This is a genomic window from Pseudomonas simiae (assembly GCF_000934565.1).
GTDB classification, from domain to species: Bacteria; Pseudomonadota; Gammaproteobacteria; order Pseudomonadales; family Pseudomonadaceae; genus Aquipseudomonas; species Aquipseudomonas simiae.
In genome coordinates this window covers 3374786-3399781 of record NZ_CP010896.1, presented here as the reverse complement: position 1 = coordinate 3399781, position 24996 = coordinate 3374786, and the positions used below count along the sequence as shown (strand labels likewise).

Here is a 24996-nt window from a genome sequence, read left to right as displayed (position 1 = left end):
GTGAATCGACCGTTTCTTGTCGCGCAGATCAGCGACCTGCACCTTAAAGCCGGCCAGCGTCTCACTTATGGGGTCGTCGACACCTTGGGCGCATTGCGTCGCGCCGTCGACCACCTGAACGCCAGCGACCCGCGCCCCGATATCGTGGTGATCAGCGGTGATCTGGTGGACTTCGGCCGCGCCGATGAATACGCCGTGCTGCACCCCGAACTCGCCCGACTGCACATGCCGTACTACCTGGTCCCCGGCAACCACGACAGCCGCGGGCCGTTGCTGGAGGCGTTTCGTGATCACGCGTATTTGCCGTTGTCCGCAGAGGGTCCATTGGACTGGGTGGTGGACGAGCATCCGCTGCGCCTGATCGGTCTCGACTCCACCCTCCCGGGCAGTCACGGCGGCCAGCTGCATGACAGCCAATTGCAGTGGCTGGACGCGCAATTATCCTTGCGTCCGGAGGCGCCGACCTTGCTGATCCTGCACCACCCGCCGTTCATCAGCGGCATTGGCCATATGGACCGCGAACCCTTCATCAATGCGGCCGCGCTGGAGCAGGTCGTTGCCCGCCATCCGCAAGTGGAGCGCCTGCTCTGTGGGCACTTGCACCGCCCCATGCAGCGCCGTTTCGGTGGCAGCTTGAGTTGTGTGTGCCCCGGCACCTCCCACCAAATCGTACTGGACCTACAAGAAGCGGCGCCCGCGCATTTCAACCTGGAGCCGGCGGGCTATCTGTTGCATCGCTGGGAGGCGCAACAGGGTTTGATCAGCCACAACGGCGTATTCGGGGACTACCCGGGGCCGTATCCGTTTTATGACGCTCATGGGTTAATTGACTGAGGTTGTGATGAAAGCCACTTTGAATGTGTTAAGCGTGTTGACTGGCGGCCTGGGCGTTGCCCTGAGCCCTTTGGCGTCGGCTGATTTCTTGAGCGACAGCAAAGCCAACTTGAGCATGCGCAACTTCTACTTCAACAACGACAACCGGGATGGCACCGCCGCCCCGTCGAAGACTGAAGAGTGGGGCCAGGCGTTTATCCTCAACTACCAGTCGGGCTTCACCGACGGCACCGTGGGGTTTGGTCTCGATGCCATCGGCATGCTCGGCATCACCCTCGACAGCGGCGCCGGTCGCCATGTGGGCAGCTCGATGATCCCCAACGATGACGGCAAGGCCACCGACAACTGGGCCCGAGGTGGCGCCACCGCCAAGGCACGTTTTGCCAAGAGCGAACTGCGCTACGGTTACCTGCGCCCGAACCTGCCGATCCTGGTGAGCAACGACGGCCGCCTGTTGCCGCAGTCGTTCGACGGTGGGCAAATCACCAGCAAGGACATCGACAACCTGACCCTGATCGGCGGCCAACTGCAACACACCACCGGCCGTGGCTCCAGCGACCGTAGCGGCCTGGCGGTGGCGGGCGGCACCCAGGAAAGCAACAAATTCAACTACGCCGGTGCCGATTATCAGGTGACCAAGGACCTGATGCTCCAGTACTACTACGCCAACCTCGAAGACTATTACCAACAGCACTTCGCCGGGCTGATCCACGTGTTGCCCCTGGGCGACTACGGCTCGTTGAAAACCGACCTGCGCTACTTCAAGACCACCTCCGACGGCAAGAACAGCAGCGTCGCCGGCCGTGCCGAAGGCTACAAGCTCGGCGGCTACACCAAGAACGGCACGGGTGAAATCGACAACAACACGTGGAGCGCGGCGTTCATCTACTCCCTGGGTCCGCACGCGATCACCGCCGGTTACCAACAGGTCTCGGACGACAGCAACTTCGCCCAACTCAACCAGGGTGGCCTGGTGAATAAAGGGGAGGGCGGTTCCAGCCTGTACCTCTACACCGACCGTACTGTGCAAACCTTCATCCAGGCCGGCGAGCGCACCGCCTTTGCGCAATACGCCTATGACTTCGCGTCACTCGGCGTACCGGGGTTGAAAGCCTCGGTGATGTACTTGAAGGGTGACCACATCCTCACCGCCAGCGGCAACGATGCGAGCGAGTGGGAGCGGGACATCTCGTTGGATTACGTGGTGCAGAGCGGGACGTTCAAAAACGTCGGGTTTGGCTGGCGCAACGGTGTGTCGCGCAGTGAAGTGGCGCGGGATCAGGATCAGAATCGGGTGTTTGTAAATTACTCGATTCCGTTGATGTAACGTCCCTTCAAACACCGCAAAGCCCAATGTGGGAGCCGTCGAACCCAGTGAGGTCGCGATGACCGCAGCACTGTCGATAGAGATGCCGCCTGACACACGGCTATCGTCGCCTCGCTGAAGCTCGACAACTCCCACTTTCGCGCTCTGTCATTGAGCCTGCAGCATCCGTCTCAGCTGTGCCCCAAGGTTTTTGTGTGGGTGGCCGTGTCATCAGCCACTTGATCAAAACCGCAGCGAAGGTAGAAAGCTGCCGCCTCAGAGGAATCGGTGGACAGACGTACCTGGTAAAAATGCACGGCAGCGTTTTCCAGCAATTGATGCACCAAGGCCTTTCCAGCCTGCCGCCCACGGTGATTGCGCTCTACGTAGACCCGGCGAAGCCGTCCAACGCCCGGTCCCGCAAAGGGATCACAAGACAGACCGCCGACTGCTATCAACTGCCCTTCACAAAACATCCCTAGAAAGCATTCACCCGGTTGATCAAATCGATGGGTGCCATCTTCCCACTCTGTGATCAATCGTGTCAGGAACCTGAAACCTTCGGCGACTGCCTGAACTTCGAGCGCGCGGATCTGCACCGGAAGTTGCTCCAGTTTACGTATCGAGACGTTTGCGTTGCGCTGACTCAAAGGAACTGTCCGTGAATCCAGGTTGCCTTGATTCGTTGTGTCCATGCCTGGTTTTATCCCGAAGAGTTCGACAAACACTATACCCGTGGCGAGGCAGCTTACTCCCGCCGGAAGGCGCAGCATCATCCCCATATCGGCCACAACCACAAACGTGCAAGAATCCCCCCAACGCCCCTCAGTAGACTCGCCGCACTCTTTCTACTGCAGGTCTCCCATGGACATCTTCCTCTACGCCTTCAGCGTCATGTACAGCCCCGGCCCCGTAAATTTCATGGGCCTTAACGCCGGGCTCACGGGGCAGTTCCGTCGCTCCACCGGGTTTTTCGTCGGCGTGGGGTGCGCGATGCTGGTGTTGTTCATGCTGTTCGGCTACACCGGCGAAGCGATCATTTCTCAGGCGGCGTTGCCCTATATCTCATTGATTGGCGGCGTGTACACCTTGTACCTGGCTTATCAGGTGTTCACCGCGCGCACGGTGGTCGATGAAGAAGCCTCAACCGCTCCGACCAGGACCCTCACGTTCTGGAACGGCCTGGTGATCCAGTTGCTCAACCCCAAGGGCATCATGGCGGTGCTGCCGATCACCAGCGTCATGCTGCCGGCGGCGCATATCACCGGGGTGTCGATTGCGGTGGTGTCGGGGTTGCTGGCCTTTGGCGCGTTTGGCGCGCCGTGGATCTATGCGTTGCTCGGCGCACTCCTGGGACGGCGGATCAACGGGACGTCAGCGTTTACGGTGTTCAACCGCTGTATGGGCCTGGCGCTGGCGGTGTGTGCGTATTTCATGTTTCACGCGTTCTATCTGCATCTGGTCGCGACATGAAGGGCCCTGCGCGCCTCGGTAGCCTGCATAGACCGAGGTGATGCAATCGCAGGCAAGCCAGCGCCCACAGAAAAGCTGTCCGGATTCTATAGATATTTGAGCCAGGCCAGGTCGCGGCGCCGCGCCTTCAGCCCGGCGAACCAATGTACCGGCGGGTACAGCGCCAGCGGCAGCAGCAGCGCCACCAGCCAAATGGCGCCCATGCCGTCAAAGCCGAAGTAGTTGCCGTGATTCAGGCCAAACAGCGCCACGCACACGACGTAGAGGATTTTCAGCACATACAGGTGCAGCAAATAAAAGAACATCGGCGCCGCCCCGAAGGTGGCGAGCATGCTGATCCAACGCTTGGCCCCAGCTTGTTCAAACGCCAGCAACAGCAACAATCCGATACCCAGCGTCAGGGCCAAAAACAGCAACGAAGGCGGGTACTTGGTGATGTTGAAAAAGCTCATCAGGGTTTGCACGCCGTTGTCATAGGCTTGCCATGGTGTGTCGCCATACCCATTGGCCGCTCGCACCACCACGAACCCCACCCACGCACTCACACCGCCGAGCAACAGATAACGTTGGCGCAACGTCGGCTGCATGCTTTTGGCAAACCACGGGCCCAGGCAATAACCCAGGGCTATCACACCGATCCACGGCAGCACCGGATAAGTGATGCGCAGGCGCAGCGAGTCGCCCACCTCGATCCAACTGCGCTCATGCAGGATCGCCCATGGAACATGCAGTGCCGAACCGGTCTCGAAGTGCAGCCCGTCCAGCAGGTTGTGCCCGGCGATAATCACCACCGCAAACGCAATCAACAGCGGACGCGGCAACCACACCAGCGCAGCAAGGGCGATCATGCTCACGCCAATCGCCCAGATCACTTGCATGTAGATCACGCTGGGCGGCAACTGGAAGGTCCACGCGAAGTTGACCAAGGTGAATTCCAGCACCACCAGAAACAGCCCGCGCTTGAACAGGAACGCCGACACGTCGCGTCGGCCCTGGTATTTCTGGCCATACAGCCAGGCCGATAACCCCGTGAGCAACACAAACACGGGCGCACACAGGTGGGCGAGGGTACGGCTGACAAACAGCGCAGGCTCGGTGCTGTCGATGGTCATCGGGTCGCTGACCTGGCGGTGCAGCAGGAAGGTTTCGCGCACGTGGTCCAGCAGCATGAACAGGATCACCAGGCCGCGCAGGGCATCGATGGAGAGCAGGCGTTGGCGCAGGGGAACAGCATCGGTCATGGGCGGGGTCACAGGGCAGGGCGGAAGTGGGGTGTTATCCTATAACATTAGTGTGCGCGTTGCTGCGATTCGTTGCTCAAATTTGAATGCGATCAGCTCTTAACTGCTACCGGGGGCGGGGGATCGGCATGTCGTCTTCGCTCCCTCTGCCTGTCCAGGCGTTGTATTGCGAACATCGCCGGTTTCGGCAGCGAGCCGCACGCAGTCAAGTGCTCGGCAACAGTGGACTTCTGATCCGCAAACACGGTCCACTGTAGGCGCCGGCGAGCCGGTTCCTACAGGAGATAGCCCCGTGAGTGCGACCCAACACACCCCACAATCCGTCATCGAGTTCTGGAAACACGCCGGCCCCAAGCGCTGGTTTGCCAAGGACGAAGCCTTCGACGCCCGCTTTCGCGACACCTTCCACACCACCCACCTGCAAGCTGCCCGGCGTGAACTCGAACACTGGCTGGACTCTGCGCAAGGTGCCCTGGCCCTGCTGATCCTGCTCGACCAATACCCGCGCAACGCCTTTCGCGGCACCGCCCATATGTTCGCCACCGACCCGCTGGCACGCTTGTACGCCCGCCGCCTGGTCGACGCCGGGCTGGATCAACAGATCGACCCGGGGTTGCGCGCATTCTGTTACCTGCCGTTCGAACATTCGGAAAACCCGGCGGACCAGCAGCGCTCGCTGATCCTCAACCAGGCATTGGACGCCAGCACCTACCATTGGGCCAAGGAGCATGCCCGGATCATCGAGCGGTTCGGGCGCTTTCCTCATCGGAATGAGGTGTTGGCTCGGGAGACCACGGAGGAAGAACGCGCCTTCCTGGACGAGGGTGGGTTTGCCGGCTAGGCCAGTATTCCGCCAAGGAATGCCCCCATAAAAACAGCGCATTGTCTTTCTTGCGGCACATCTCGTAGCGTGGTGTTCCCCTCAAGGAGAATCGTTATGCGCCTGTATGTTGACCATATGTACACCAGCCCCTACGCCCTGTCGGTGTTCGTCACGCTGCGCGAAAAAGGCCTGGCGTTCGACACGATCACCCTGGACCTGGATGCCGCGCAACAGCACGCGGCCGACTTCGCCCGCCTGTCCCTGACCCAACGCGTGCCGACCTTGGTAGAGGGCGACTTCGCCTTGTCTGAGTCCTCGGCGATCACCGAGTACCTGGAGCAAGCCTACCCCGGAACGCCGGTGTACCCGGCCGACCCAAAGCTGCGGGCGCGGGCGCGCCAGATACAGGCTTGGTTGCGCAGTGACTTGCTGCCGATCCGCCAGGAGCGTTCGACGATGGTGGTGTTCTACGGGCAGAAGATGCCGCCATTGTCCCCAGTCGCTGAAGCGGCGGCGGCCAAGTTGATCAGTGCGGCGCAGGACTTGTTGGTCGGCAACCCAGCGTATCTGTTCGGCGACTGGTCAATCGCCGATGTGGACCTGGCCGTGATGCTTAACCGCCTGATTCTCAACGGCGACAGCGTACCTGCCGAATTGGTGGAATACGCGCAGCGCCAGTGGCAGCGGCCCTCCGTACAGGCGTGGGTCAATCAGCATCGTCCTGCGCTGTAGAGCGCTCAGAGATTTGCAGGACCCGGCGATCCAGGTCCTCCCAATCCGCCATGCCCAGCACCCGCGTTGTGTTCAGGCCGCGCAGGTAACCGCGCAGTTGTTGGGCGCTGGCGCTGACTTGATCGTTGTCAGCCGCCTCGTCCAACAGCACGTTTTCATAATCGACCAGGTAATCGGCGACCCGCTCGCGAAACTCCGGTAGTACGGCTTCGCGGATGCGGTCGAAGGTTTTCTGGTGGGGCTTCATGGCGGGGTCCTTATAAGTTTTATGTCAGCACTATCGGTTCAGATAATAGTCACCATCATGGAACGCAAGTTCTGTTTTTGCGGGAAAAGCGCAAAATCACCCCATCGAGATGCTGTTCAAGGAAATACGCGATGAGGACGTTTATTCAGCTGGCTTTGATGACTTTGATGCTCGGCACGGTTGCCTTCAACAACGCGGCAGTCGCCGATGATCTGCGCACGCGCCATTTGCTACCTGTCAACGGTAGCGTAGAATCCCTGCAGCACGCGCAGTCGGTGGGTGTATTGCTGAGTGACAACACCCGCGACAACCTCAGCTACCTCGAACGCTACCACGACATGGCCTTGAATGGCGCCAGGGATGCCCTCGACGGGCGTATCCGCCAGGCGTTCGTCAACAGCTCCGACCCGGAGCTGGCCATCGATTGGTTGATGAGCTCGCTGCAAGGCACCTTTTTGTCGGTGACGGTCTACGACAACCTGGATGCCCTGGTGCAGGCTCACCCCGATGTGGTGGTGATGCTCGATACCCATAACCAGTTGCTGACCCAGCGTAACGACCAGGTCGAGGCGCGTTTCATTGCGCGGTTCTACGATGCGAACCTGCAATACATCGCCAAGGCCGAAGGCTCGGTGCACAAGCAGGTGCCATCGGTGTGGGTACACGACAAGGCCGCGCCGGAAATTGCCGCGCAGATCGAGCAGCAGCGGGATGTGCAACTGGATGCCTTGAAGCAGTTCGATGCCTCGCTCAAAGCGTTGGTTCGTGCCGGTTGATGTGAACCTTTATTTTTTTATCGTCAGGAATTTTTGATGCGCGCTTTTTTCGCCCCGGCCTTGGCCCTTGCTTCCTTGTTGTTGGCCGGTTGTGTTTCCGCCCCCAACGCTCCAACCATGACCTTCCAGACCAGCAAAACGCCTGAAGCCTATGTGCAGTGTGTGCTGCCCAAGCTGGAAAAACACGGGATCGCCGCCACCGTGACGCAGAACTCGCGCCACGCCAAAGTGGTATTGACCAGCAAGATTGCCGCCGATGATGTGCTGGAAGCCTACAAGACCCAGGACGGTGGCAAGGTGTTCCTGTATGAGCGCAAGCCGCTGGCGTCGACGATTAAGCCGTCGCGATTGGAGCTTGCCGCACAGGAATGTAAGTAACACCGCCCCCAGTGGGAGCGGGCTTGCTCCCACATTTTGAATGTGTGTCAGGCCTAGGGTTTGGCTTCGTTGCTGAAGGCGTTGACCGTCTTGATCAACCCCTGCGCCGCCAACGCCACCAGCTCCCCACCTTTTTCCACTGTCGCCAGCGCCGGGTCCGAACCCATGCGTCCGTCCGGGAAGCGTGCGCGGAAGTCCAGGGCTTCACGGATCGGCCCGGTGTTGGCAATTTGCGGCGAGTAATCCGCCGTCTTGATCGCGTCGGGGTAGGCCCATTGGGTCACTGCAATCTCCGAAGGCGTGGCATGGCTGCCATGGCCCACCGGGAATTGGCGTTGCGCCAGGTCGTTCACACCTTCCAGGTCCCACCAGTTCACCAGCTTCAAGGCAAACCCGGCCGGGCGCCGGGCGAAGCTGGCTTCGGCGTACAGCTCGGAAAATGCGGCTTCAATGGTGGCGATATTGCCGCCGTGGCCGTTCAGAAACAGGATCTTCTCGAAACCATGCCCGGCCAGCGAGCGCACCCAATCGCCAATCGCGGCGATAAAAGTGGAAGGGCGCAGGGAAATGGTGCCGGGAAAGCCCAGGTGATGCTGGGCCATGCCGATGTTGAAGGTGGGGCCGATCAGCAGGTCGGCGTTCTTCTGCGCTTCATGGGCGATGATTTCCGGGCACATCCAGTCGGTGCCCAGCAGGCCGGTGGGGCCGTGCTGTTCGTTGGAACCGATCGGAATCACCACCGTGCGGTTACGCTCCAGAAACTGCCCGATCTCGATCCAGGTGGATTTGTGTAGAAGCATGCGACGCTCTCTTTTATCTATGGGGACAGGCTATCCGCCACGGATTGTACGACTACTCGCCACCTGTTGGGGTTTGCAATTGAGGTAGGTCGAAGACTTCAACCAGCGCTGGTCGGGGTACCACGAAAACATGAACTGCCCATCCTTGAGCTTATCCACTACCTGGCGCGCCACTTGCGGGCGCACGGCCGGGCAACCCTGGCTGCGGCCGATACGGCCTTCGCGCTTGCTCCACAGCGGGCTCACATAGTCGGCGGCGTGAATCACGATGGCACGATCGCGGGCCTGGTCATTGAAGCCCGGCTCCAGGCCGTCCATGCGCAGCGAGTAGCCGTGGGTGCCCAGGTAGCTTTCCTGGGTGCGGAACAGCCCAAGGCTGGACTGGTGGCTGCCTTCCAGGTTGGAGAACTGTGTGGCGAAGTTCTCCCCGGATTTGGCACCATGGGCCACCAGGTCGCGCAGCACCAGGGTCTTCTTGCGCAGATCGAAGATCCACAGCCGACGGGCGGTCGATGGCTGGGAGTAGTCAATAACCGCTAGGCGCTCGGAACGTTCTTCGCCGTTATTGACCGCACACTGCACCGCGTTGAGGGCGCTTTTGAGTACGGTGGGATTGAGTTCTGGAGCCGAGCGCGCCAGGCTGCTATACAAGTTAGGAGAGGTCTGATTGGCAGCAAGCGCAAAATCGCTCAGCGTAGCCAACGCCACGGTCATCAAACCGAGGCGGCGCATGAAAGTCAGCATCTACGAAGTGTCCCCCGGTGTGGATTGGAGCCTGGTCAATTGTTCAAAAAACACGCATGTTACTTGAGCATTTGCCTGCTCGTTGCACCATTGGTCGCGACAGCCGTCGCGCTGCCGGTCGAGCCGTTGCCGGTGACCACGCCGGCGCCGGTCGATCTGGCACCCGTGCAACAGGCGTTGGCGCAACTGCCCAGTGTCTGCCCGGACCTGGCTCGGCAGGTCGACGCCGCCGCCCAGTTGCGCCTGCAAGCCTTCTACCAGCAGCAAGGCAACATGCCGCTGTGGTCCGCCGATGACCGTCGACAAGCCCTGCAATCTCAGTTGCTGATGCTCGCCGATGACGGCTTGGACCCTACCCACTATAGCTTGCCTGTGCCAGATGCCACGGCTAACGTGCTGTGCAGCGATATCACCAGCAGCCAGCACTACCTGCAAGCCCTGCAGGATCTTCATTACGGCCGCCTGCAGCAATCGCGCTTCGAACCGCTGTGGCACGCTCAACCACCCACCCGCGACCCCAACGTCGAAGTGCTGGCGTTTGCGGCCCAAGGTCTGCAAGACATGGCCCAGGCGTTCGACCAGGCACGGCCCAGTGCCGATTTGTATCGCAGCCTGCGCAACGCTTATTCCACCGTGCGCCAGCAACCCTTACCGCATTGGGACCCTGTGGCCAGCGGCCCGCTGCTGCGTCCGGGCATGGAAGACCCACGCGTGCCGGAGCTGGCGCGGCGCCTGATCAGTGGCGGCTACCTGGCCAACGCGCCCAGCGGCAAGCAGTACCGTGATGAACTGGTCAAGGCGGTCAAGGCCTTTCAGCTCAGCCATTCGTTGCAGGCCGACGGGGTGATCGGCGCCGGCACTGTGGCCGAATTGAACATCAGCCCGGCGGTGCGCCGCGAACAACTGCGCATCAACCTCGAACGTTTTCGCTGGCTGGCCCAGGACTTGGAGCCCGAAGGCGTGTTGGTCAACGTCGCTGCCGCGCAACTGAGCGTGTACCAGAGCGGCATCCCGGTCTGGCAAACCCGCTTGCAAGTCGGTCGCGCCGAACGTCAGACGCCGCTGCTCAAATCGCGCATTACCCGGCTGACCCTCAACCCCACCTGGACCATCCCACCCACCATCATGCGCGAGGACAAACTCCCGGCCATCCGCCTCAACCCCGAATACCTGCGCCAGCAGAACCTGCAAGTACTGGACGCCGAAGGCCACCCGCTGACTGCCGAACAGGTGGACTGGGCCCGACCCGGCAATATCCTGCTGCGTCAGGAAGCCGGTCCGCGCAATCCGCTGGGCAAGATCGTGATGCGTTTTCCCAACCCGTACTCGGTGTACCTGCATGACACGCCGAGCCAACCGCTGTTCACCAAGGGACCGCGGGCATTCAGCTCAGGGTGCGTGCGGGTCGAGCAACCGTTGTTGCTGCGGGATTTGTTGGTGAGCCCGGCTGAGCGCGCCCGTACCGATGAGCTGCTGGCTACCGGCCTGACCCATGAGTTCAGGTTGGCCACGCCGGTACCGGTGCTGTTGAGTTATTGGACGGTTGAGGTCAATCGCGAGGGCGGGTTGGTGTATGCGCCGGATATCTATGGGCGGGACCTGGTGTTGATGAAGGCGATGGGGAGCGTGCTTTGAGCGTCGCCAGCACTCTTGTTACCGCCTCATACGGCGTCATGAGTGCGGTATCGAGCGTCATCGGCACTTCGGCCCACGCCTCGTACTCATGCGCCAGCACCGACTCCCAAGGGGGTGGAGCCAGGCCGGGAATATCTCCCGTTCGGGCTTCCACCCGCCGTTGATGTTCCTGCCGGTCAGAACAAATCACCCGAATATCCAGCAACTGCGCACCTGCCATTGCCGCCGATGTTTTCCACGCCTCCCGGCTTTCCTTGACCGGGTTCACGCAGTCAGCCACCACCGTCTGCCCCAATCGCAGATTGCTCAACGCCAAGGCATTCGCTACCCCATAACCGCTGGCACCCACATCGCTCGCCAACACGCCCGCGTCACGGATCGCCTGCTCAATCACATCGATGCGCAGGTACACTGCGCCGATCTGGCCTGCCAGCGCCTGGGCGATGGTGGTCTTGCCGGTGCCGGGCAGTCCGCTGAAGACAATTAGCATGGGTGGCTCTCGATAAGATGGGTGCGGTTCAGGGTATCCTTCAGTTCCCCATCGGTCGACCACAGGACAGCCCATGCCTCTGCCGTTTGTGAAAATGCACGCCCATGGCGATGATTTCATCATCATCGATCGCCGGGGCCTGCACGATCCGATTACCGCGAAAGTTGCCCGCCAACTCGGTAACCGCCACACCGGTATCGGTTTCAACCAACTGGCCGTGCTGCTCGATTGTGATGACGCCGCCGCGCGCATCAAATTCTGGAACCCCAACGGTACGCCGCTGGCCACCTGCGGCAGTGCCACCCGTGGCGTGGCTGACCGTCTGATGCATGAGGCGGGCACGGATTCGGTGGTGCTGCGTACCGACCGCGGCTTGCTGACCTGTGTGCGGGCTGCGGGGCGGCAAATTTCGGTGAACATGGGTGAGCCGTCGCTGGACTGGTCGGCCGTGCCGCTGGCCGAGGCCATGGATACGCTCACCTTGCCCATCGATGGCAACCCGGCGGCGTGCAGCATGGGCAATCCGCATTGCACCTTTTTCGTGGAAGACCTCACGGCTGTCGACGTGGCGACCGTGGGCCCGGCGCTGGAAATTCACCCATTGTTCCCAGCCAAGACCAATGTGCATTTCGTGCAGGTGCTCGACCGTGGCCATATCCGCCTGCGCATCTGGGAGCGCGGCGGTGGCGTGCCGCTGGGTTCCGGGTCGTGCTGCTGTGGCGCGGTGGTCAATGGGATCCGCCGTGGGTTGCTGGACGCCACGGTGCAGGTGCACTGCGACGGCGGCACGGTGACTGTGCACTGGGAGGGCGAGGGCGCAGTGGTGCTCACAGGCAGCGTGGAACCGGTAATGCAGGGCAGCGCCTACGTAGGCTGAAAGTTGACGGTAAACGTCGTGCCGCCCGTGACACAGGAACTCACCGCTACATCGCCGCCATGCACCCTGGCCAATTCGCGCACGATGTACAGGCCAAGGCCGACGCTGCGTACGTCACTGCCCTGATCGGTACCACGTGTCATGGGCTCGAACAATTCGGCCAGCAACGCTTTCGGGATCACTCGGCCGTAGTTATGTACCGACACTTCGCACCGGTTATCTCCCAGGCGTGAAGTGATGGTGATTGGTCGTTGCGGGTCACCATACGCCACGCTGTTCGCCACCAGATTACCGATGATCTGCTGCACGCGGTCGGCGTCCAGACTGGCGTCGCCATTGCCATCGGCGAGGTGCACCAAGGATGCCTTGGGAAAGGCCACGCGCAGTTCATCCACAGCACGATGAATCACCTCATGCAGGTCCAGCGGCGCTGCCTTGATGGTGATGCCCTGGCCGACGCGTGCCTGGGTGAAGTCCAGCAGGTCGGCGATCATGCGTTGGGCACGCTCGGACGACTGGCCGATATGCCCGAGCAGTTGGCGTTCCTTGGTCGTGCGTTCGCCCCTTGCCAGAAAATCCGAGGCCATACGTATGGCGGTCAGCGGGTTTTTCAGGTCATGGCTGACAATCGCCACCATTTGCTCGGCAAACCGTGCGCGACTCTGGGAAATGGCATAGGCCTCGTGCAATTCGGCCTGGGCGTGCTGCAGGGCAAGTTCGGTGTCAGTCTTTTCCTGAAGCAAGGCCTCGGCCAGTTTGCGTGCATTGAGCAGCTCGCGCTCGTACTTGTCACGGTCAGTGGTGCCGAACAGCGCCAGGTCGTGTACCACGGCATCGGTCTGTTCTCGCTTGATACCGTTGAGCAGTACGGTCACTTTGTGGCCGTCACGGTGCAGCATGTCGAGTTTCACTTCGGTGACGCTGCCGCGCATGCGCAGCATCGGCGCCAGATGGGTCTGGTGGAAGATTTGCCCGCCCATGGTCAGCAAATCCTGAAAACGCTTGCCGCACAGCTCAGTCGTGCTGAACCCCAGCCACTCGCTGAACCGCGCATTGACTTGCAGGATCGTGCCGTCCTCTGCCGTGACGGCGAGGGCGCAGGCGGCGCTGTCGAACAGATCAGTCGGCACGTGCAGCCGCCCAAGGGGCCAGGAAGCTGTGCATGGCGGTTGCACAGGCGTGCGGCGCGCTCATGTGCGGGCAATGGCCGACGTTGTCCACCAAGCAATAGGTGCTATTGGGCAACACGCTGTGCAGGTATTCACCTACGGCGACCGGGGCAATCAGGTCGTCGCTCGATTGCAGGACCAGTACCGGAGTGGCCAGGCCGATCACGTCCTGGCGGTTATCCGACATGAAAGTCACCCGTGCAAATTGCTTGGCGATCTCAGGTTCGGTGCGGCAAAAGCTGTCGGTCAATTCCTGGCTCAACGCCGGTTGCCCAGGCGCGCCCATGATCACCGGCGCCATGGCGCTGGACCAACCGAGGTAGTTGCTGTCGAGGGTGTCGAGCAGGTCCTGGATATCGCCCCGTTTGAAGCCGCCGACATAACCGCCGGCGTCGATGTAGCGCGGCGAGGGGCCGATCATGACGTGGGCGGCAATACGGTTGGGGGCCTGGCGGTCGGCGAGGGTGCTGATCATGGCGCTCACCGAATGGCTCACCAAGATCACTGGGCCCACGGCGAAGGCGTCAATGATCTCGTTCAAATCGCGCGCGTAACCGTCGAGGGAACTGTATTTGGCCTTGTCGAACGCACTGAGGTCCGACAGGCCGGCGCCCACCAAGTCGTACATCACCACGCGAAAACGCTCGGAAAATTGCGGGGCCAGGTAGTTCCACATCGCCTGGTTGCAGCCGAAGCCGTGGGAGAACACCAGGGTCGAACTGCCGTTGCCCATCACACTGACATTGTTGCGGTGGCGTAGATCCATGGGCTTTCCGGTTGTGGCGTTTTGCTATGCGTGAAGGGAGTTTAAATAGTCAACGGCGTGGGGTCACGCGATATAGTGCGGATAAGGTAAAGTCGCCGCCTTCAGGAAGAAACTTCAGGTAACAAAACATGATGGCGATTCTGCGGCAATCCGTCTTGAGTCTGGTGGCGCTGGTGTTCTTAGGCCTTTTGAGCACCGCCCAGGCGGACACTTCACCGATTGGCGTCGCCCTCGACCAACGGGTGATCGACCTCACCGACACCCTGGATGCCAGCACCACCACCCGTCTGAAAAACCAACTGGCCGACCTTGAGCAGCGCAAGGGCGCGCAGGTGGCCGTGCTACTGGTGCCCACCACCGGCGGTGCGAGCATTGAGGATTACGCCAATCAACTGTTCCGCGCCTGGAAGTTGGGACGCAAGGGCGTCAATGACGGCGTCCTGCTGGTGGTGGCCAAGGAGGACCGTAAGGTGCGTATTGAGGTGGGGTACGGCCTGGAGGGTACGGTGACTGACCTGCTGGCACACCGCATCATCGAAGAACACATCACCCCGGCCTTCCGCCAGGGGGATTTTGCCGGCGGTGTTTCCCAGGGGGTAAACGACTTGGTGGTGCTGGTGGACGGCGGCGACCTACCCCAAATCGCCGGGCCAGGGGCGAATCCTCAGTTCATTGCGATAGCGCTGGCGTTTGTCATCGGCGCCATTGGCGGTGTGCTCATTAGCGCAGGTAGGCTTCACTGGCGCCGCGCCTTGATTGCGATGGCGGCCGTCACCGTGCTGCTGGCGATTTTTGCCGGGGGCCGCGACTGGCTGATGTTCCTGCTGGTGCTGCCATTGACCCTGCTGATCGGCGGCGCGACGTTTGGTGCGTTGTGGATGGCCCGCTCGGTGTTTTACGGCGTGGTTGCGCTGCTGGCCTACATCCTTGGGTTGGTGGTGGTTGATCAGCGATATGCCGACGTCAACTTCATTCATTGGTTGGTGTTTCCGCTGGGTGCGTTGCTGGCGTTGGGGTTGTACCTGGTCCTGTTGATGATCATGAAGGACGCCTGGAAGCAGAGCCGCGTAGGGTTTATTGCGCGACTGGTGGCCGCGGTGGGGGTGTATGTGGCGGCGGGGATGCTGATGGAACTCGGCCGTAACGGTTGGTTGTACGCCTTCCCGATAGCCTCGTTCGCAGCGCTGTTCATTTTTGGCAAGACCAGCGGCGGGTCTGGGTCCGGGTCGAGTGGTGGCTCAAGCTCGGGTTCCAGCAGCTCCAGTTCCAGTAGCAGTTCTTCCGGTGGCGGAGGCTCCAGTGGGGGTGGCGGGGCATCCGGAAGCTGGTAAAGGCGCCAGGCTGCGTGTAATCCACCGATCTCTGCACGCCGCCCCCGGGCTGGACGTGCGCAGACCGCTTCGCGGCTGCCGCGTCATCCCTTCAATAAATAATGCAAACAGCTCCGCCAGGGGATAGTCCGCCCCGCTGTAGAAGCGTCAGGTCAGGACGATGTAGTCATTCTGCTGGCGGATCGGCTGGTGCGGGCCCTGTACCAAGTGAACATAGCGACCGTCCACCAGATCGATCGGCAGGCAATCATCGATATCCAGTACGCCGTCGGTGTGGGCCTGGGACCACTGGCGCAGCATTTGTTGCTTGCCCTTGCTCGTAGCCTCCTGTTTATTGCGGGCCACCACCAACAGGTAGTGGTGGGCTTCGCCAAAGCGGTTGGCTTCATAACCGCCAAGGTTAATGAAGTACAGGTGATGCGCGCCGGCAGCAGGCGCCAGGGGGCTGAACTCGACTTTCCAACCGTCGACGCCATCCACCGCCATCCACGCATCGATATGCATACCCTTGGGGCCGCCAAACCAGCCATCGCGCAATTGCGGGTAGGTGGCCTCCAGCGTGTCCGCGACAACAAATACCACATCGTGTACTTCAATTTTCGCCCGGGGGTGCTTACCCCCGAGCATGACGACAAACAGCATTACAGGTTCTTCCTGGCGACTTGGCAGAGGCTAACCATACTTCGATTGAACCCTTTTGTCCGGCCAATGCCACACTGTTAATCCGCGAACTCATGAGGAGGTTGTCATGCGCACCATCGATCTGGCGGGTGTTCCCGTTCCTGTTATCGGCCAGGGAACCTGGCGCATGGGCGAAAACCCCGACCAGCACCGCGCTGAAGTCGCGGCGTTGCAATTGGGCATCGACGAGGGCATGACCCTGATCGATACCGCCGAAATGTACGGCGATGGTGGCGCCGAAACAGTGGTCGGCGAAGCCATTCGTGGCAAGCGCGACCAGGTATTTCTGGTGAGCAAGGTCTACCCGCACAACGCCAGTCACAAGGGCGTGCCCCGCGCCTGTGAAGCCAGTCTCCAACGCCTGGGCACGGACTACATCGATCTTTATCTGTTGCACTGGCGCGGCCAGTACCCCCTCGAAGAAACCGTCGAAGCCTTCGAACGCCTGCGCGAAGCCGGCAAAATCGGACGTTGGGGGGTGTCCAATTTCGATGTGGCCGACCTGCAGGAACTCGCATCCCCGGCCTGCGCCACCAACCAGGTGCTCTACAACATCGAAGAGCGTGGCATCGAATTCGACCTACTGCCGTGGTGGCAACAGCATCACTTGCCCTTGATGGCGTATTGCCCGATCGCCCAAGGTGGTGAGTTGTTGTCCAGCCCGACCCTCAAGCAGATCGCCCACCGCCATGAGGTCACACCCGCGCAGGTCTCCCTGGCCTGGGTGTTACGCCAGCATGGCGTGATCGCAATCCCCAAGGCCGTCACCCCTGAGCACGTGCGGCTCAATGCGGCCGCCGCCAAGCTGGTACTGGATGAGCACGACCTGGAGGCGATTGATCGCGTGTTTGGCGCACCCAAACGCAAACATCCACTGGCGATGGTTTAGCCCCTTCGCAGGGACGGCGCCATCCTTGGCGCCGTCCCTGCGTCAAGCCGGTTTAACCTGCAACCGGGCTACGCCAGTCATCTGACCCTGATGTGCCGGACACTTCGTGGGTCCACACGATCTTGCGATAGGTGAAGTAAACGTCTTCCAAGTGAGTGAAATGAGCGTTGTCCGGATCCTGGCAGTTCGGCATACGTGACTGGATGTCCACGATGGTCGCCCCCTCCAGTTCAATCGTAAAGTAGTGCTCCTGGGTGCCGGCCGACGAGGTGCGCAACCATTCGAGCCGGCACTTGACCTCTTCGCCGCTGGTCAATGCACTGAACAGCAACGGTGAGGATTTATCGAAGACTTTGCTGATCATCATGGGCTTATGCACCCTCTGGCCCGTTGGTTGGCCGGATTGAGGGTCACGCGGAATGATCACCTGATGAGAAAAGGCCTGGACCAGGATCTGGTCCTCATGGCCTTCCTGATAAATGTTACCTACCGAGTCCTGGGTAAACGTGCCTGCCGTGATCAAACCTTGTTTGACGCCGGTGACGGAGAGATACGCGGGTGTTGGCATGACGGGTTTCCTTGTCTGATTGAAGAGGTAGTTCCAACCGATAATTACGCGGGTTGGGAAAGGTGCCTAGTACAAGAACCGTGCCTGAAAGTACGCGGGCCAATAAACATTGAGGTGTGGCGTTATATAAGTTCGTTTTTTGGATTGTGTGGGATGAACTTTGTGGGTGTAAGCCGTATTTAATTGCGCAGCTGTGCGCATTTAGTTGCTCAGTTGGAAGAATGGTTGAATGTCGAAGTTGTAAGGTCAAGTTGAGCGCATAAGCATGAATGGGTGCGCAAAATGCTGCGCAGTGGCCCATTTAATAAGGTTGTAGGAAAAGGATTAAGTGTCATTCCGTCGCTTGCTGAATGATTTGGGCGTGGCTAAGGTTCGGGAACTTTGCAGAAGTTAGGGCAAGGTTCAGATGCCTTCTAATGCGTATTTCAAGTGCGGTTAGTTGGCTGCTCACGTATTGGTTAGTTGCGCCTGGTGCGAAATGTCTTATTCGGACACGCTGTGTGATTATTATCTTGAGGTTGCAAGGTCGCCTTGTTCGCAAACATGTTTTGCGGGCGGCGATATGCGCTTTTCAAGTGAATATGAATGCCTGGAATCCGAGTTGACCAAGGCGCAATCCATTCATGGCACCCGCCAGCCTGATTGGCACAAGATCCTGGAAACCAGCGAACGCCTGTTGCGCCAGCAATCCAAGGATCTACGCGTGGCGGTGTGGATGACCTGGGCGTTGTACCAACGTGAGTCTTATCCTGGCTTGCTGGCGGGTCTCGGGTTGCTGCGCTATCTCTGTGAGCATCATTGGTTGGAGAGCTACCCCGAAAAACTGCGTACCCGAAGCGCAGCGTTCGCCTGGCTGGTGTTGCGCATTGAGCCTCTGTTTGCACAGGGCCTGCCACTCCAGAACCAGCAGCTGTTGTTCCGCGCCGTGCTTGAGCACCTGACGAGCCTTGAAGAGCTGTGGGGCAGGCACTTGGGGGACGACGCGCCGCTGCTGCTGCCGATTCGCAGGCAATTGGCCCAACGGCTGGAGCAGGCGCTTCAGGCTGATGCCCCGGCAGCAGGCTTGAGCGGCGTCATTGCCCAGGTCAAGCAGGCGACCAGTCAATTGCTCAAATCCGAGCCCGTGGTGGACAACGAAAAAGACGCAGGCAAGTTGCTACGCACTTTGCAGGAGCAGGCCCGTCCGTTGTGTGCCTGGTGGTTGCGCCAGAACGCCACCGATCTACGCGCCCTGCGTCTCAACCGAACGTTGAACTGGCTCGTCCTGAGCGGATATCCGGACGCCGACAGCGAACGGGTTACCACCCTGCGTGGGCCAGCCCCTGAAAAACTCAAGCGTTATCAGGAGCGTTTTGCTCAAGGGCATCACGCCGACCTGGTACTTGAACTCGAAGCCAGTCTCGCCGGTGCGATGTTCTGGTTTGACGGGCTGCACATGCTCTGGCAATGCCTGGAAGCCTTGCGGGCCGAACAGGCCATGATCGAGTTGGAAGTGACCTTCGCCTTGCTGCTGCAACGTCTGCCGGACCTGCCGTCGTTCTGTTTTCACGACAGCATCCCTTTTGCCGACGCCGCCAGCCGTGACTGGATCACGCTGCAGGTCAGCCGTCATCTGCAAACACCCGAATCAGCCGCCGTGGTGATTGATACCGAAGCCGAGCCTTGGGAGAGCGCCTTGCAGGCAGTCGCACCCCGGTTGCGACAGGACGGGCTCAAAGCCGCGATCCATGAACTCAAACAAGGGATGTATGCCGCTCGCAGCGAACGCGCGCGATTTCATTGGCGGCTTGCCCAGGCGCGCCTGTGTGTGCAGGCCGGCAAGCATGAGCTGGCGAAGATCCAGCTCGAACACCTGGACCACGAACTGCAACACACAGGTCTTGAGCACTGGGAGCCGGAGTTGGCCCTTCAGGTCACCCAGCTTCTGTATCGCTGCTGCGACCTGTTGCCACAAAACCACGCAGTGCGTGAGCGCAAGGAAGACACCCATCGCAGGCTGTGCCTCTTCGATCTGGAAGCGGTACTTGAATAGGCTTTCGAGCCACTGAATAAGGAAATACACCATGGCCAAAGACGTTTCGGTCGCCCCCAAGGAGCGTATCAACATCACTTTCAAGCCCGCTGTAGGCGGGGCGCAGGAAGAAGTCGAGCTGCCGTTGAAGCTGTTGGTGCTGGGCGATTTCACCCAGCGTGAAGATGTGCGCAAGCTCGAAGATCGAAAGCCAATTGCGATCGATAAGAACACCCTGGATGACGTGTTGGCCAAACAGGCGTTGAGCCTGACGCTGAACGTGCCTAACCGCCTGCAGGAGGATGCAGACGTTGAGGAACTGGCCATTCAGGTAAGCATTAATTCCATGAAGGATTTTAATCCCGCGAACCTGGTAGAGCAGGTGCCCGAGTTGCACAAGCTGATGGCGTTGCGCGAGGCGTTGATGGCGCTCAAAGGCCCGTTGGGCAACACGCCGAGCTTTCGCAAGGCTATCGAGCAGGCCCTGGCCGATGACGATTCCCGTGCCCGGGTATTGGCGGAGCTGGGGCTGGACACGCCTGACGCCTGACATTTTTCAGTAAAAGGACACTGACCGCATGACCACACAACAGCACTCACTGCCTGCACAAACCGCTGATCAATACAGCATTCTCGACAACATCGTTGCACAGACTCTGCTGAGTGCGGACGACGAGGCGTATGGCATTGCCAAGCGTGGCGTCTCGGCGTTCATCGAAGAGCTGATCAAGCCGCAGAACCGTGGCGAGCCCGTCAAGAAGCGGCTGGTGGATCGGATGATTGCCGAGATCGACACGAAGCTCAGTCTTCAGATGGATGAAATTCTGCACCACCCGGATTTCCAGGCCTTGGAAGCTTCCTGGAAAGGTTTGCAGTTGTTGGTTGATCGCACCAATTTTCGCGAGAACATCAAGATCGAACTGCTGAACATCTCTCGGCAAGACCTGCTGGAAGATTTCGAGGACTCTCCGGAAGTGACCCAGTCCGGGCTGTACAAGCATATCTACAGTGCGGAATACGGTCAGTTCGGTGGTCAGCCTGTGGGCGCGATTATCGCCAATTACTTTCTGTCCCCCAGCGCACCCGACGTGAAGCTGATGCAATACGCATCCAGCGTGGCCTGCATGGCCCATGCGCCGTTTATCGCAGCTGCCGGGCCTGGGTTCTTCGGGTTGGAAAGTTTCACCGGCCTACCGGATCTCAAAGATCTGAAAGACCATTTCGAAGGCCCTCAATTCGCCAAATGGCAAAGTTTTCGCCAAAGCGAAGACGCACGCTATATCGGCTTGACCGTGCCGCGTTTCCTGCTTCGTACGCCCTACGATCCCCTTGAATGCCCGGTCAAGACCTTTGCCTATCAGGAAAACGTGGTCAACAGCCATGAGCACTACCTGTGGGGCAACACTGCCTACGCCTTTGCTACGCGTTTGACCGACAGTTTCGCGCGCTTTCGCTGGTGTCCGAACATCATCGGCCCGCAAAGCGGTGGCGCGGTGGAGGATTTGCCGCTGCATCACTTCCACAGCATGGGTGAAATTGAAACCAAGATTCCGACTGAAGTGCTGGTTTCCGATCGGCGTGAATACGAGCTGGCGCAGGAGGGCTTCATTGCCTTGACGATGCGCAAGGGCAGCGACAATGCGGCATTTTTTTCCGCCAGTTCGGTCCAGAAGCCGAAACACTTCGGTCTCAGTCCAGAAGGCAAGGAGGCCGAGCTGAATTACCGCCTGGGCACTCAACTGCCCTACATGATGGTGGTGAATCGCCTGGCCCACTACCTCAAGGTCTTGCAGCGTGAGCAATTGGGGTCGTGGAAGGAGCGCACCGACCTGGAGCTTGAACTCAACAAGTGGATTCGCCAGTACGTCGCCGATCAGGAAAACCCCAGTGCCGAAGTGCGTGGGAGGCGACCCTTGCGTGCGGCCCGCATCGTTGTCAGCGATGTCGACGGCGAACCCGGTTGGTACCGCGTCAACTTGAGTGTGCGCCCGCATTTCAAGTACATGGGGGCGGATTTCACATTGTCCTTGGTCGGCAAGCTCGACAAAGAATGAGCAGAGGCCAGGGAATGCCCAATCACCAGAGTCTTTTCCAGCGCCTTGAACGCCCGGCTACTCCCGCAAGTGCCGTGACATCCGTCGCGAGCCACCTTGGAAAAATGCTCAGCATCCGTGCGGGCAGTGTGCAGACGCTGCCGGATTACGGCTTGCCCGACCTCAATGACATGAACCAGAGCCTGCATGAGTCATTGGCTCAGTCACGCTTGTTGATCGAGCGATTCATCCGCGCCTACGAGCCGCGCTTGAAGGATGTGCGGGTCAAGACGTTGCCGAGGGACCATGACCCGCTGGCCCTGGCCTTCGCCATTGAAGCCACGCTAGTGATTAAGGGCACCCAGCACCCCGTAGTGTTCACCGCTCGGCTAGGCGACTCCGGTCGGGTAGAGGTCTTGCCGGATGTCGTTTAATCGTTATTACCAAAGCGAACTCAGCGCGTTGCGACAACTCGGGCGGCAGTTCTCCGAGCGTAATCCTGCGCTCGCTCCGTTTCTCGCAGAGGCCGGTCAAGATCCGGATGTAGAGCGTCTGCTGGAAGGCTTTGCGTTTCTTACGGGGCGCTTGCGCCAGAAACTCGATGACGAGCTTCCAGAACTGACCCACTCGCTGATGCATTTGCTCTGGCCCAACTACATGCGCCCGATGCCTGCGTTCAGCATGCTGCAGTTTGATCCGTTGAAGCACTCAGGTCCTGACGTGTGCGTAGCGAGGGGAACGCCGGTTGAGAGCGCCGCAGTCAATGGCGAGCGATGCCGTTTTCGGACCTGCTATGCCACGCAGGTTCTACCGTTGCGACTGAGCGCCTTGGAGTATGGCTCCCGAGCAGGACGGGGGATGTTGAGTCTGCGTCTGGAGATGAGCGCCGAAGGGAATTTCAGTGAATGGACCCTCAACCGGTTGCGCCTGCATTTCGCCGGGGATCGCTACATCAGCCAGGAGCTGTACCTGGGCCTGCTGCGTCATCTCGAGGGTATCGAGCTGCTGCCTTTGGGCCACGATGGCCTACCGGTCAATGGGGTTGATGGTCAGGCGTTATCGCTGCGACTGGGTGCCGACCAGGTCCAGCCGGTGGGTTTCAGCGAGGAACAGGCGTTGATCCCGTATCCGCAGAATACCTTTCCGGGGTATCGCCACCTGCAGGAGTATTTTGCCTTCCCTGACAAGTATCTGTTTGTCGATGTGGGGGGCCTGGGGGTACTGCAGGAATTACCTGTCGAATTGCTCAAGCAGGTCAGTGGAGTGATGTTGCGCTTCGAGTTGCGCAGTCCATGGGGTGAGTCCCGGCAGCCCACTCTGGAGAACGTCAAACTGTACTGCACCCCCATCGTGAACCTGTTCAAGCATGATGCAGTGCCCATCCGCCTGGACGGGAAGCAGGATGAGTACCTGCTCGTCCCCGGTGAGTATTCACGGGAAAACGCGAGCGTATTTTCCGTTGACAGTGTCACAGGGTGGCAACCGGGTGGGCGTGGATACAAGACCTACGTACCCTTCGAATCCTTCGAACATGATGTCGATAACGACCTGTCGGATGGCCCAGCGAGTTACAGCATTCGTCAACGGCCATCGACACAACATGCAGGCCTTGAGACCTGGCTTGCGTTTGGTAACGGTCCTGGGTCAGCGCAGCAAACACTGTCGATCGAGTTGACGTGTACCAATCACAATCTGCCTCGGCTATTGCAGCTTGGGGACATCAACCTGCCTTGCGAACAGACGCCAGAGGGGTTGTCGTTTCGGAATATCTGCGCACCGACGGCCAGTTTCCCGCCCCCCCTGGATCAGGATTTTCTCTGGCGGTTGATCAGCAACCTGTCGCTCAACTATCTGTCGTTGAGCGACATCAATGCCTTGAAGGTGATCCTTCAAACCTATGACTTACCGCGCTACCACGACCGACAAGCGCAGAAGATCAGCGAGAGGAAGCTGGGCGCAATGCGATCCGTCAGTCATACGGCGGTTGACCGATTGCACCGTGGCTTGCCGTTTCGGGGGATACGAATTGATCTGAGCATCGATCCCCAAGGCTTTTTGGGGCATGGCGAAGTGTTCGTCTTCGCGTCGGTACTCAACGAATTCTTCGCGCTTTACGCCAGCCTCAACGCCTACCACGAACTAAGAGTCATCAGCACACAAGGAGACGTGTACCTATGGCCACCACGGATGGGGCAGCAGCCCCTGCTTTGACGCGATTGTCCCTGAGCATCCGCGAGTACTCGCTATTCCAGGCAGTTTTGCAGGTGATCAAACGCTTGCGCGTTGCCCATCCGCTGTTGGATGAAGACGCGTTGTATGACCTGTTGGAGTTTCACGCCAATCCAGGTCTTGGCTTTCCCGGTCACGATATTGACCGGGTGGAGTTTTTCATCGAACACGAGCAGTTGCGTGCGCGTCTTCGACTCAACCTGTTGGGCTTGTGTGGCGCGGGGTCGCCCTTGCCGGCGTTTTATGGCGAGCAGGCGTGTGCCGACGGGGTGGGTGGCAATACCACGCGAGATTTTCTGGACGTGTTTCATCACCGTCTGCAACGACTGATGCTACCCGTCTGGCGTAAGTACCGTTACCGGGCGCGTTTCCAGGCAGGCGCGCGTGACACGTTCTCCGAGCAGATGTTCGCGTTGATCGGCCTGAGCGGACAGCAGATTCGCAGTATCGCGCGATTGAACTGCGAACGGCTGCTGCCGTACCTCGGGATGCTTGGCCTCCGGTCGCATTCGGCATCCTTGATCGAGACGGTGCTGCGCTACTACTTCAAACACCACCGCTTGTTCATTGAACAGTGGGTACTGCGCACGGTGGTCATCGACGATCCGCAGCGAAACCGGCTCGGCAACGCGAACAGTGTGCTCGGTCATGACCAGGTGCTGGGCTGCCGGGTGGCCGACCGTAGCGGCAAGTTCAGGGTGCATCTGCAGGGCCTGGGTTGGCAGCAACTCCATGGGTTTCTGCCCACTGGGGCCGACTACCCGCTGCTGTGTTCGCTGGTGCGCCTGACGGCTCGGGATCCATTGGAATATGACCTGCGCCTGGTGCTGGCCAAGGAAGAGATCCGACCGTTGCACATTGGCGAACACAACGTCTGCGGCCTCGGCTGGACCAGTTGGCTGGCACATGAGTGCGCCGATGGTGTGGTCATGGTGTCGGGCAATGCTCATGAAGGATGAATCA

The 24996-nt window shown here is 59.9% G+C and carries 27 protein-coding genes; 17 read left to right on the top strand and 10 right to left on the bottom strand.

Annotation, left to right across the window (positions count from 1 at the left end):
- Together PF1751_RS15145 and PF1751_RS15140 are read left to right on the top strand one after the other, a co-directional pair.
- The gene (locus tag PF1751_RS15145; RefSeq protein WP_042572216.1) at nt 1-834 is read left to right on the top strand and encodes a phosphodiesterase; all 834 of its coding nucleotides are present in this window, start codon (nt 1-3) and stop codon (nt 832-834) included.
- Nucleotides 835-841: 7 nt separating this feature from the next.
- On the top strand, nt 842-2161 hold the full coding sequence (locus PF1751_RS15140; protein ID WP_021491595.1) for an OprD family porin: 1320 nt from the start codon (nt 842-844) through the stop codon (nt 2159-2161).
- 170 nt (nt 2162-2331) lie between these two features.
- Here the strand turns inward: PF1751_RS15140 and PF1751_RS15135 are convergent, their stop codons facing one another.
- Entirely contained in the window at nt 2332-2916 is a 585-nt protein-coding gene (locus PF1751_RS15135; RefSeq protein ID WP_332880389.1) for a GNAT family N-acetyltransferase, read from the bottom strand.
- 88 nt (nt 2917-3004) lie between these two features.
- Here PF1751_RS15135 and PF1751_RS15130 point away from each other — a divergent pair, with 88 nt between their 5' ends.
- Nucleotides 3005-3613 carry a LysE family translocator gene (locus PF1751_RS15130; RefSeq protein WP_021491593.1) on the top strand — a complete coding sequence of 203 codons (609 nt, stop codon included), beginning with the start codon at nt 3005-3007 and terminating at the stop codon, nt 3611-3613.
- 86 nt (nt 3614-3699) lie between these two features.
- Here PF1751_RS15130 and PF1751_RS15125 read toward each other — a convergent pair whose 3' ends face one another.
- On the bottom strand, nt 3700-4854 hold the full coding sequence (locus tag PF1751_RS15125) for an acetyltransferase domain-containing protein (protein WP_010209932.1): 1155 nt from the start codon (nt 4852-4854) through the stop codon (nt 3700-3702).
- 292 nt (nt 4855-5146) lie between these two features.
- Here PF1751_RS15125 and PF1751_RS15120 point away from each other — a divergent pair, with 292 nt between their 5' ends.
- The gene (locus PF1751_RS15120; protein ID WP_010209933.1) at nt 5147-5695 is read left to right on the top strand and encodes a DUF924 family protein; all 549 of its coding nucleotides are present in this window, start codon (nt 5147-5149) and stop codon (nt 5693-5695) included.
- 96 nt (nt 5696-5791) lie between these two features.
- Nucleotides 5792-6409 carry a glutathione transferase gene (gene yfcF / locus PF1751_RS15115; protein ID WP_044287300.1) on the top strand — a complete coding sequence of 206 codons (618 nt, stop codon included), beginning with the start codon at nt 5792-5794 and terminating at the stop codon, nt 6407-6409.
- Here the strand turns inward: yfcF and PF1751_RS15110 are convergent.
- Complete coding sequence (locus PF1751_RS15110; protein WP_010209937.1) at nt 6384-6656, bottom strand: hypothetical protein; 273 nt, start codon at nt 6654-6656, stop codon at nt 6384-6386. The two genes, yfcF and PF1751_RS15110, sit on opposite strands and share 26 nt — an antisense overlap.
- Before the next feature lie 131 nt (nt 6657-6787).
- On the opposite strand from PF1751_RS15110, the gene PF1751_RS15105 reads away from it, so the two are divergent.
- Both PF1751_RS15105 and PF1751_RS15100 read left to right on the top strand, forming a co-directional pair.
- The gene (locus tag PF1751_RS15105; RefSeq protein ID WP_044287299.1) at nt 6788-7432 is read left to right on the top strand and encodes a hypothetical protein; all 645 of its coding nucleotides are present in this window, start codon (nt 6788-6790) and stop codon (nt 7430-7432) included.
- Between the two features lie 36 nt (nt 7433-7468).
- Entirely contained in the window at nt 7469-7810 is a 342-nt protein-coding gene (locus PF1751_RS15100; RefSeq protein ID WP_010209939.1) for a hypothetical protein, read from the top strand.
- 53 nt (nt 7811-7863) lie between these two features.
- Here the strand turns inward: PF1751_RS15100 and PF1751_RS15095 are convergent, their stop codons facing one another.
- On the bottom strand, nt 7864-8610 hold the full coding sequence (locus PF1751_RS15095) for a creatininase family protein (RefSeq protein ID WP_021491591.1): 747 nt from the start codon (nt 8608-8610) through the stop codon (nt 7864-7866).
- Between the two features lie 30 nt (nt 8611-8640).
- Nucleotides 8641-9354, bottom strand: coding sequence for a murein L,D-transpeptidase catalytic domain family protein (locus PF1751_RS15090; RefSeq protein WP_044287298.1), 714 nt, complete (start codon nt 9352-9354; stop codon nt 8641-8643).
- Nucleotides 9355-9393: 39 nt separating this feature from the next.
- Here PF1751_RS15090 and PF1751_RS15085 point away from each other — a divergent pair, with 39 nt between their 5' ends.
- On the top strand, nt 9394-10989 hold the full coding sequence (locus PF1751_RS15085; protein WP_021491590.1) for a L,D-transpeptidase family protein: 1596 nt from the start codon (nt 9394-9396) through the stop codon (nt 10987-10989).
- Here PF1751_RS15085 and PF1751_RS15080 read toward each other — a convergent pair.
- Nucleotides 10904-11479 (bottom strand): P-loop nucleotide/nucleoside kinase family protein, encoded by a 576-nt coding sequence (locus PF1751_RS15080; protein ID WP_044287297.1) that lies wholly within the window; start codon nt 11477-11479, stop codon nt 10904-10906. The two genes, PF1751_RS15085 and PF1751_RS15080, sit on opposite strands and share 86 nt — an antisense overlap.
- A 73-nt stretch (nt 11480-11552) precedes the next feature.
- Between PF1751_RS15080 and dapF the strand changes: the two genes are divergently transcribed.
- Nucleotides 11553-12356 carry a diaminopimelate epimerase gene (gene dapF / locus PF1751_RS15075; RefSeq protein ID WP_044287296.1) on the top strand — a complete coding sequence of 268 codons (804 nt, stop codon included), beginning with the start codon at nt 11553-11555 and terminating at the stop codon, nt 12354-12356.
- Here dapF and PF1751_RS15070 read toward each other — a convergent pair.
- On the bottom strand, nt 12344-13486 hold the full coding sequence (locus PF1751_RS15070) for a PAS domain-containing sensor histidine kinase (protein ID WP_010209947.1): 1143 nt from the start codon (nt 13484-13486) through the stop codon (nt 12344-12346). The two genes, dapF and PF1751_RS15070, sit on opposite strands and share 13 nt — an antisense overlap.
- Nucleotides 13476-14291 (bottom strand): alpha/beta fold hydrolase, encoded by an 816-nt coding sequence (locus PF1751_RS15065; RefSeq protein ID WP_044287295.1) that lies wholly within the window; start codon nt 14289-14291, stop codon nt 13476-13478. The genes PF1751_RS15070 and PF1751_RS15065 overlap by 11 nt, the downstream gene beginning before the upstream one ends.
- A gap of 128 nt (nt 14292-14419) precedes the next feature.
- On the opposite strand from PF1751_RS15065, the gene PF1751_RS15060 reads away from it, so the two are divergent.
- Nucleotides 14420-15622 carry a TPM domain-containing protein gene (locus PF1751_RS15060; RefSeq protein WP_044287294.1) on the top strand — a complete coding sequence of 401 codons (1203 nt, stop codon included), beginning with the start codon at nt 14420-14422 and terminating at the stop codon, nt 15620-15622.
- Between the two features lie 147 nt (nt 15623-15769).
- On the opposite strand, the gene PF1751_RS15055 is transcribed toward PF1751_RS15060, so the two are convergent.
- Nucleotides 15770-16264: a DUF1543 domain-containing protein gene (locus PF1751_RS15055; RefSeq protein ID WP_044287293.1), complete on the bottom strand. Its 495-nt coding sequence runs from the start codon at nt 16262-16264 to the stop codon at nt 15770-15772.
- Nucleotides 16265-16370: 106 nt separating this feature from the next.
- On the opposite strand from PF1751_RS15055, the gene PF1751_RS15050 reads away from it, so the two are divergent.
- Nucleotides 16371-17192, top strand: a complete 822-nt coding sequence (locus PF1751_RS15050) for an aldo/keto reductase (protein WP_044287292.1) — start codon at nt 16371-16373, stop codon at nt 17190-17192.
- Nucleotides 17193-17244: 52 nt separating this feature from the next.
- Here PF1751_RS15050 and PF1751_RS15045 read toward each other — a convergent pair whose 3' ends face one another.
- Nucleotides 17245-17760 (bottom strand): Hcp family type VI secretion system effector, encoded by a 516-nt coding sequence (locus PF1751_RS15045; protein WP_010209954.1) that lies wholly within the window; start codon nt 17758-17760, stop codon nt 17245-17247.
- Between the two features lie 478 nt (nt 17761-18238).
- On the opposite strand from PF1751_RS15045, the gene tssA reads away from it, so the two are divergent.
- From tssA to tssG, 6 genes are read left to right on the top strand one after another with little or no spacing between them, the layout of a single operon-like run.
- Nucleotides 18239-19792, top strand: a complete 1554-nt coding sequence (gene tssA, locus PF1751_RS15040; protein ID WP_080923212.1) for a type VI secretion system protein TssA — start codon at nt 18239-18241, stop codon at nt 19790-19792.
- A 31-nt stretch (nt 19793-19823) separates the two neighbouring features.
- Entirely contained in the window at nt 19824-20321 is a 498-nt protein-coding gene (gene tssB, locus PF1751_RS15035) for a type VI secretion system contractile sheath small subunit (RefSeq protein ID WP_010209957.1), read from the top strand.
- 28 nt (nt 20322-20349) lie between these two features.
- On the top strand, nt 20350-21825 hold the full coding sequence (tssC, locus tag PF1751_RS15030; RefSeq protein ID WP_044287290.1) for a type VI secretion system contractile sheath large subunit: 1476 nt from the start codon (nt 20350-20352) through the stop codon (nt 21823-21825).
- 14 nt (nt 21826-21839) lie between these two features.
- The gene (tssE, locus tag PF1751_RS15025; RefSeq protein ID WP_010209959.1) at nt 21840-22238 is read left to right on the top strand and encodes a type VI secretion system baseplate subunit TssE; all 399 of its coding nucleotides are present in this window, start codon (nt 21840-21842) and stop codon (nt 22236-22238) included.
- Entirely contained in the window at nt 22228-24015 is a 1788-nt protein-coding gene (gene tssF, locus PF1751_RS15020; RefSeq protein ID WP_042572225.1) for a type VI secretion system baseplate subunit TssF, read from the top strand. The genes tssE and tssF overlap by 11 nt, the downstream gene beginning before the upstream one ends.
- The gene (tssG, locus tag PF1751_RS15015; RefSeq protein ID WP_010209963.1) at nt 23979-24992 is read left to right on the top strand and encodes a type VI secretion system baseplate subunit TssG; all 1014 of its coding nucleotides are present in this window, start codon (nt 23979-23981) and stop codon (nt 24990-24992) included. The genes tssF and tssG overlap by 37 nt, the downstream gene beginning before the upstream one ends.
- Nucleotides 24993-24996: the final 4 nt, after the last annotated feature.

Coding starts and splice junctions, on each gene's coding strand:
- PF1751_RS15140 (WP_021491595.1), top strand. CDS start 842: ATGAAAGCCACTTTGAATGTGTTAAGCGTGTTGACTGGCGGCCTGGGC.
- PF1751_RS15135 (WP_332880389.1), bottom strand. CDS start 2,916: ATGATGCTGCGCCTTCCGGCGGGAGTAAGCTGCCTCGCCACGGGTATA.
- PF1751_RS15130 (WP_021491593.1), top strand. CDS start 3,005: ATGGACATCTTCCTCTACGCCTTCAGCGTCATGTACAGCCCCGGCCCC.
- PF1751_RS15125 (WP_010209932.1), bottom strand. CDS start 4,854: ATGACCGATGCTGTTCCCCTGCGCCAACGCCTGCTCTCCATCGATGCC.
- yfcF (WP_044287300.1), top strand. CDS start 5,792: ATGCGCCTGTATGTTGACCATATGTACACCAGCCCCTACGCCCTGTCG.
- PF1751_RS15110 (WP_010209937.1), bottom strand. CDS start 6,656: ATGAAGCCCCACCAGAAAACCTTCGACCGCATCCGCGAAGCCGTACTA.
- PF1751_RS15105 (WP_044287299.1), top strand. CDS start 6,788: ATGAGGACGTTTATTCAGCTGGCTTTGATGACTTTGATGCTCGGCACG.
- PF1751_RS15100 (WP_010209939.1), top strand. CDS start 7,469: ATGCGCGCTTTTTTCGCCCCGGCCTTGGCCCTTGCTTCCTTGTTGTTG.
- PF1751_RS15095 (WP_021491591.1), bottom strand. CDS start 8,610: ATGCTTCTACACAAATCCACCTGGATCGAGATCGGGCAGTTTCTGGAG.
- PF1751_RS15090 (WP_044287298.1), bottom strand. CDS start 9,354: ATGCTGACTTTCATGCGCCGCCTCGGTTTGATGACCGTGGCGTTGGCT.
- PF1751_RS15080 (WP_044287297.1), bottom strand. CDS start 11,479: ATGCTAATTGTCTTCAGCGGACTGCCCGGCACCGGCAAGACCACCATC.
- dapF (WP_044287296.1), top strand. CDS start 11,553: ATGCCTCTGCCGTTTGTGAAAATGCACGCCCATGGCGATGATTTCATC.
- PF1751_RS15065 (WP_044287295.1), bottom strand. CDS start 14,291: ATGGATCTACGCCACCGCAACAATGTCAGTGTGATGGGCAACGGCAGT.
- PF1751_RS15060 (WP_044287294.1), top strand. CDS start 14,420: ATGATGGCGATTCTGCGGCAATCCGTCTTGAGTCTGGTGGCGCTGGTG.
- PF1751_RS15055 (WP_044287293.1), bottom strand. CDS start 16,264: ATGCTGTTTGTCGTCATGCTCGGGGGTAAGCACCCCCGGGCGAAAATT.
- PF1751_RS15050 (WP_044287292.1), top strand. CDS start 16,371: ATGCGCACCATCGATCTGGCGGGTGTTCCCGTTCCTGTTATCGGCCAG.
- PF1751_RS15045 (WP_010209954.1), bottom strand. CDS start 17,760: ATGCCAACACCCGCGTATCTCTCCGTCACCGGCGTCAAACAAGGTTTG.
- tssA (WP_080923212.1), top strand. CDS start 18,239: ATGTCTTATTCGGACACGCTGTGTGATTATTATCTTGAGGTTGCAAGG.
- tssB (WP_010209957.1), top strand. CDS start 19,824: ATGGCCAAAGACGTTTCGGTCGCCCCCAAGGAGCGTATCAACATCACT.
- tssC (WP_044287290.1), top strand. CDS start 20,350: ATGACCACACAACAGCACTCACTGCCTGCACAAACCGCTGATCAATAC.
- tssE (WP_010209959.1), top strand. CDS start 21,840: ATGCCCAATCACCAGAGTCTTTTCCAGCGCCTTGAACGCCCGGCTACT.
- tssF (WP_042572225.1), top strand. CDS start 22,228: ATGTCGTTTAATCGTTATTACCAAAGCGAACTCAGCGCGTTGCGACAA.
- tssG (WP_010209963.1), top strand. CDS start 23,979: ATGGCCACCACGGATGGGGCAGCAGCCCCTGCTTTGACGCGATTGTCC.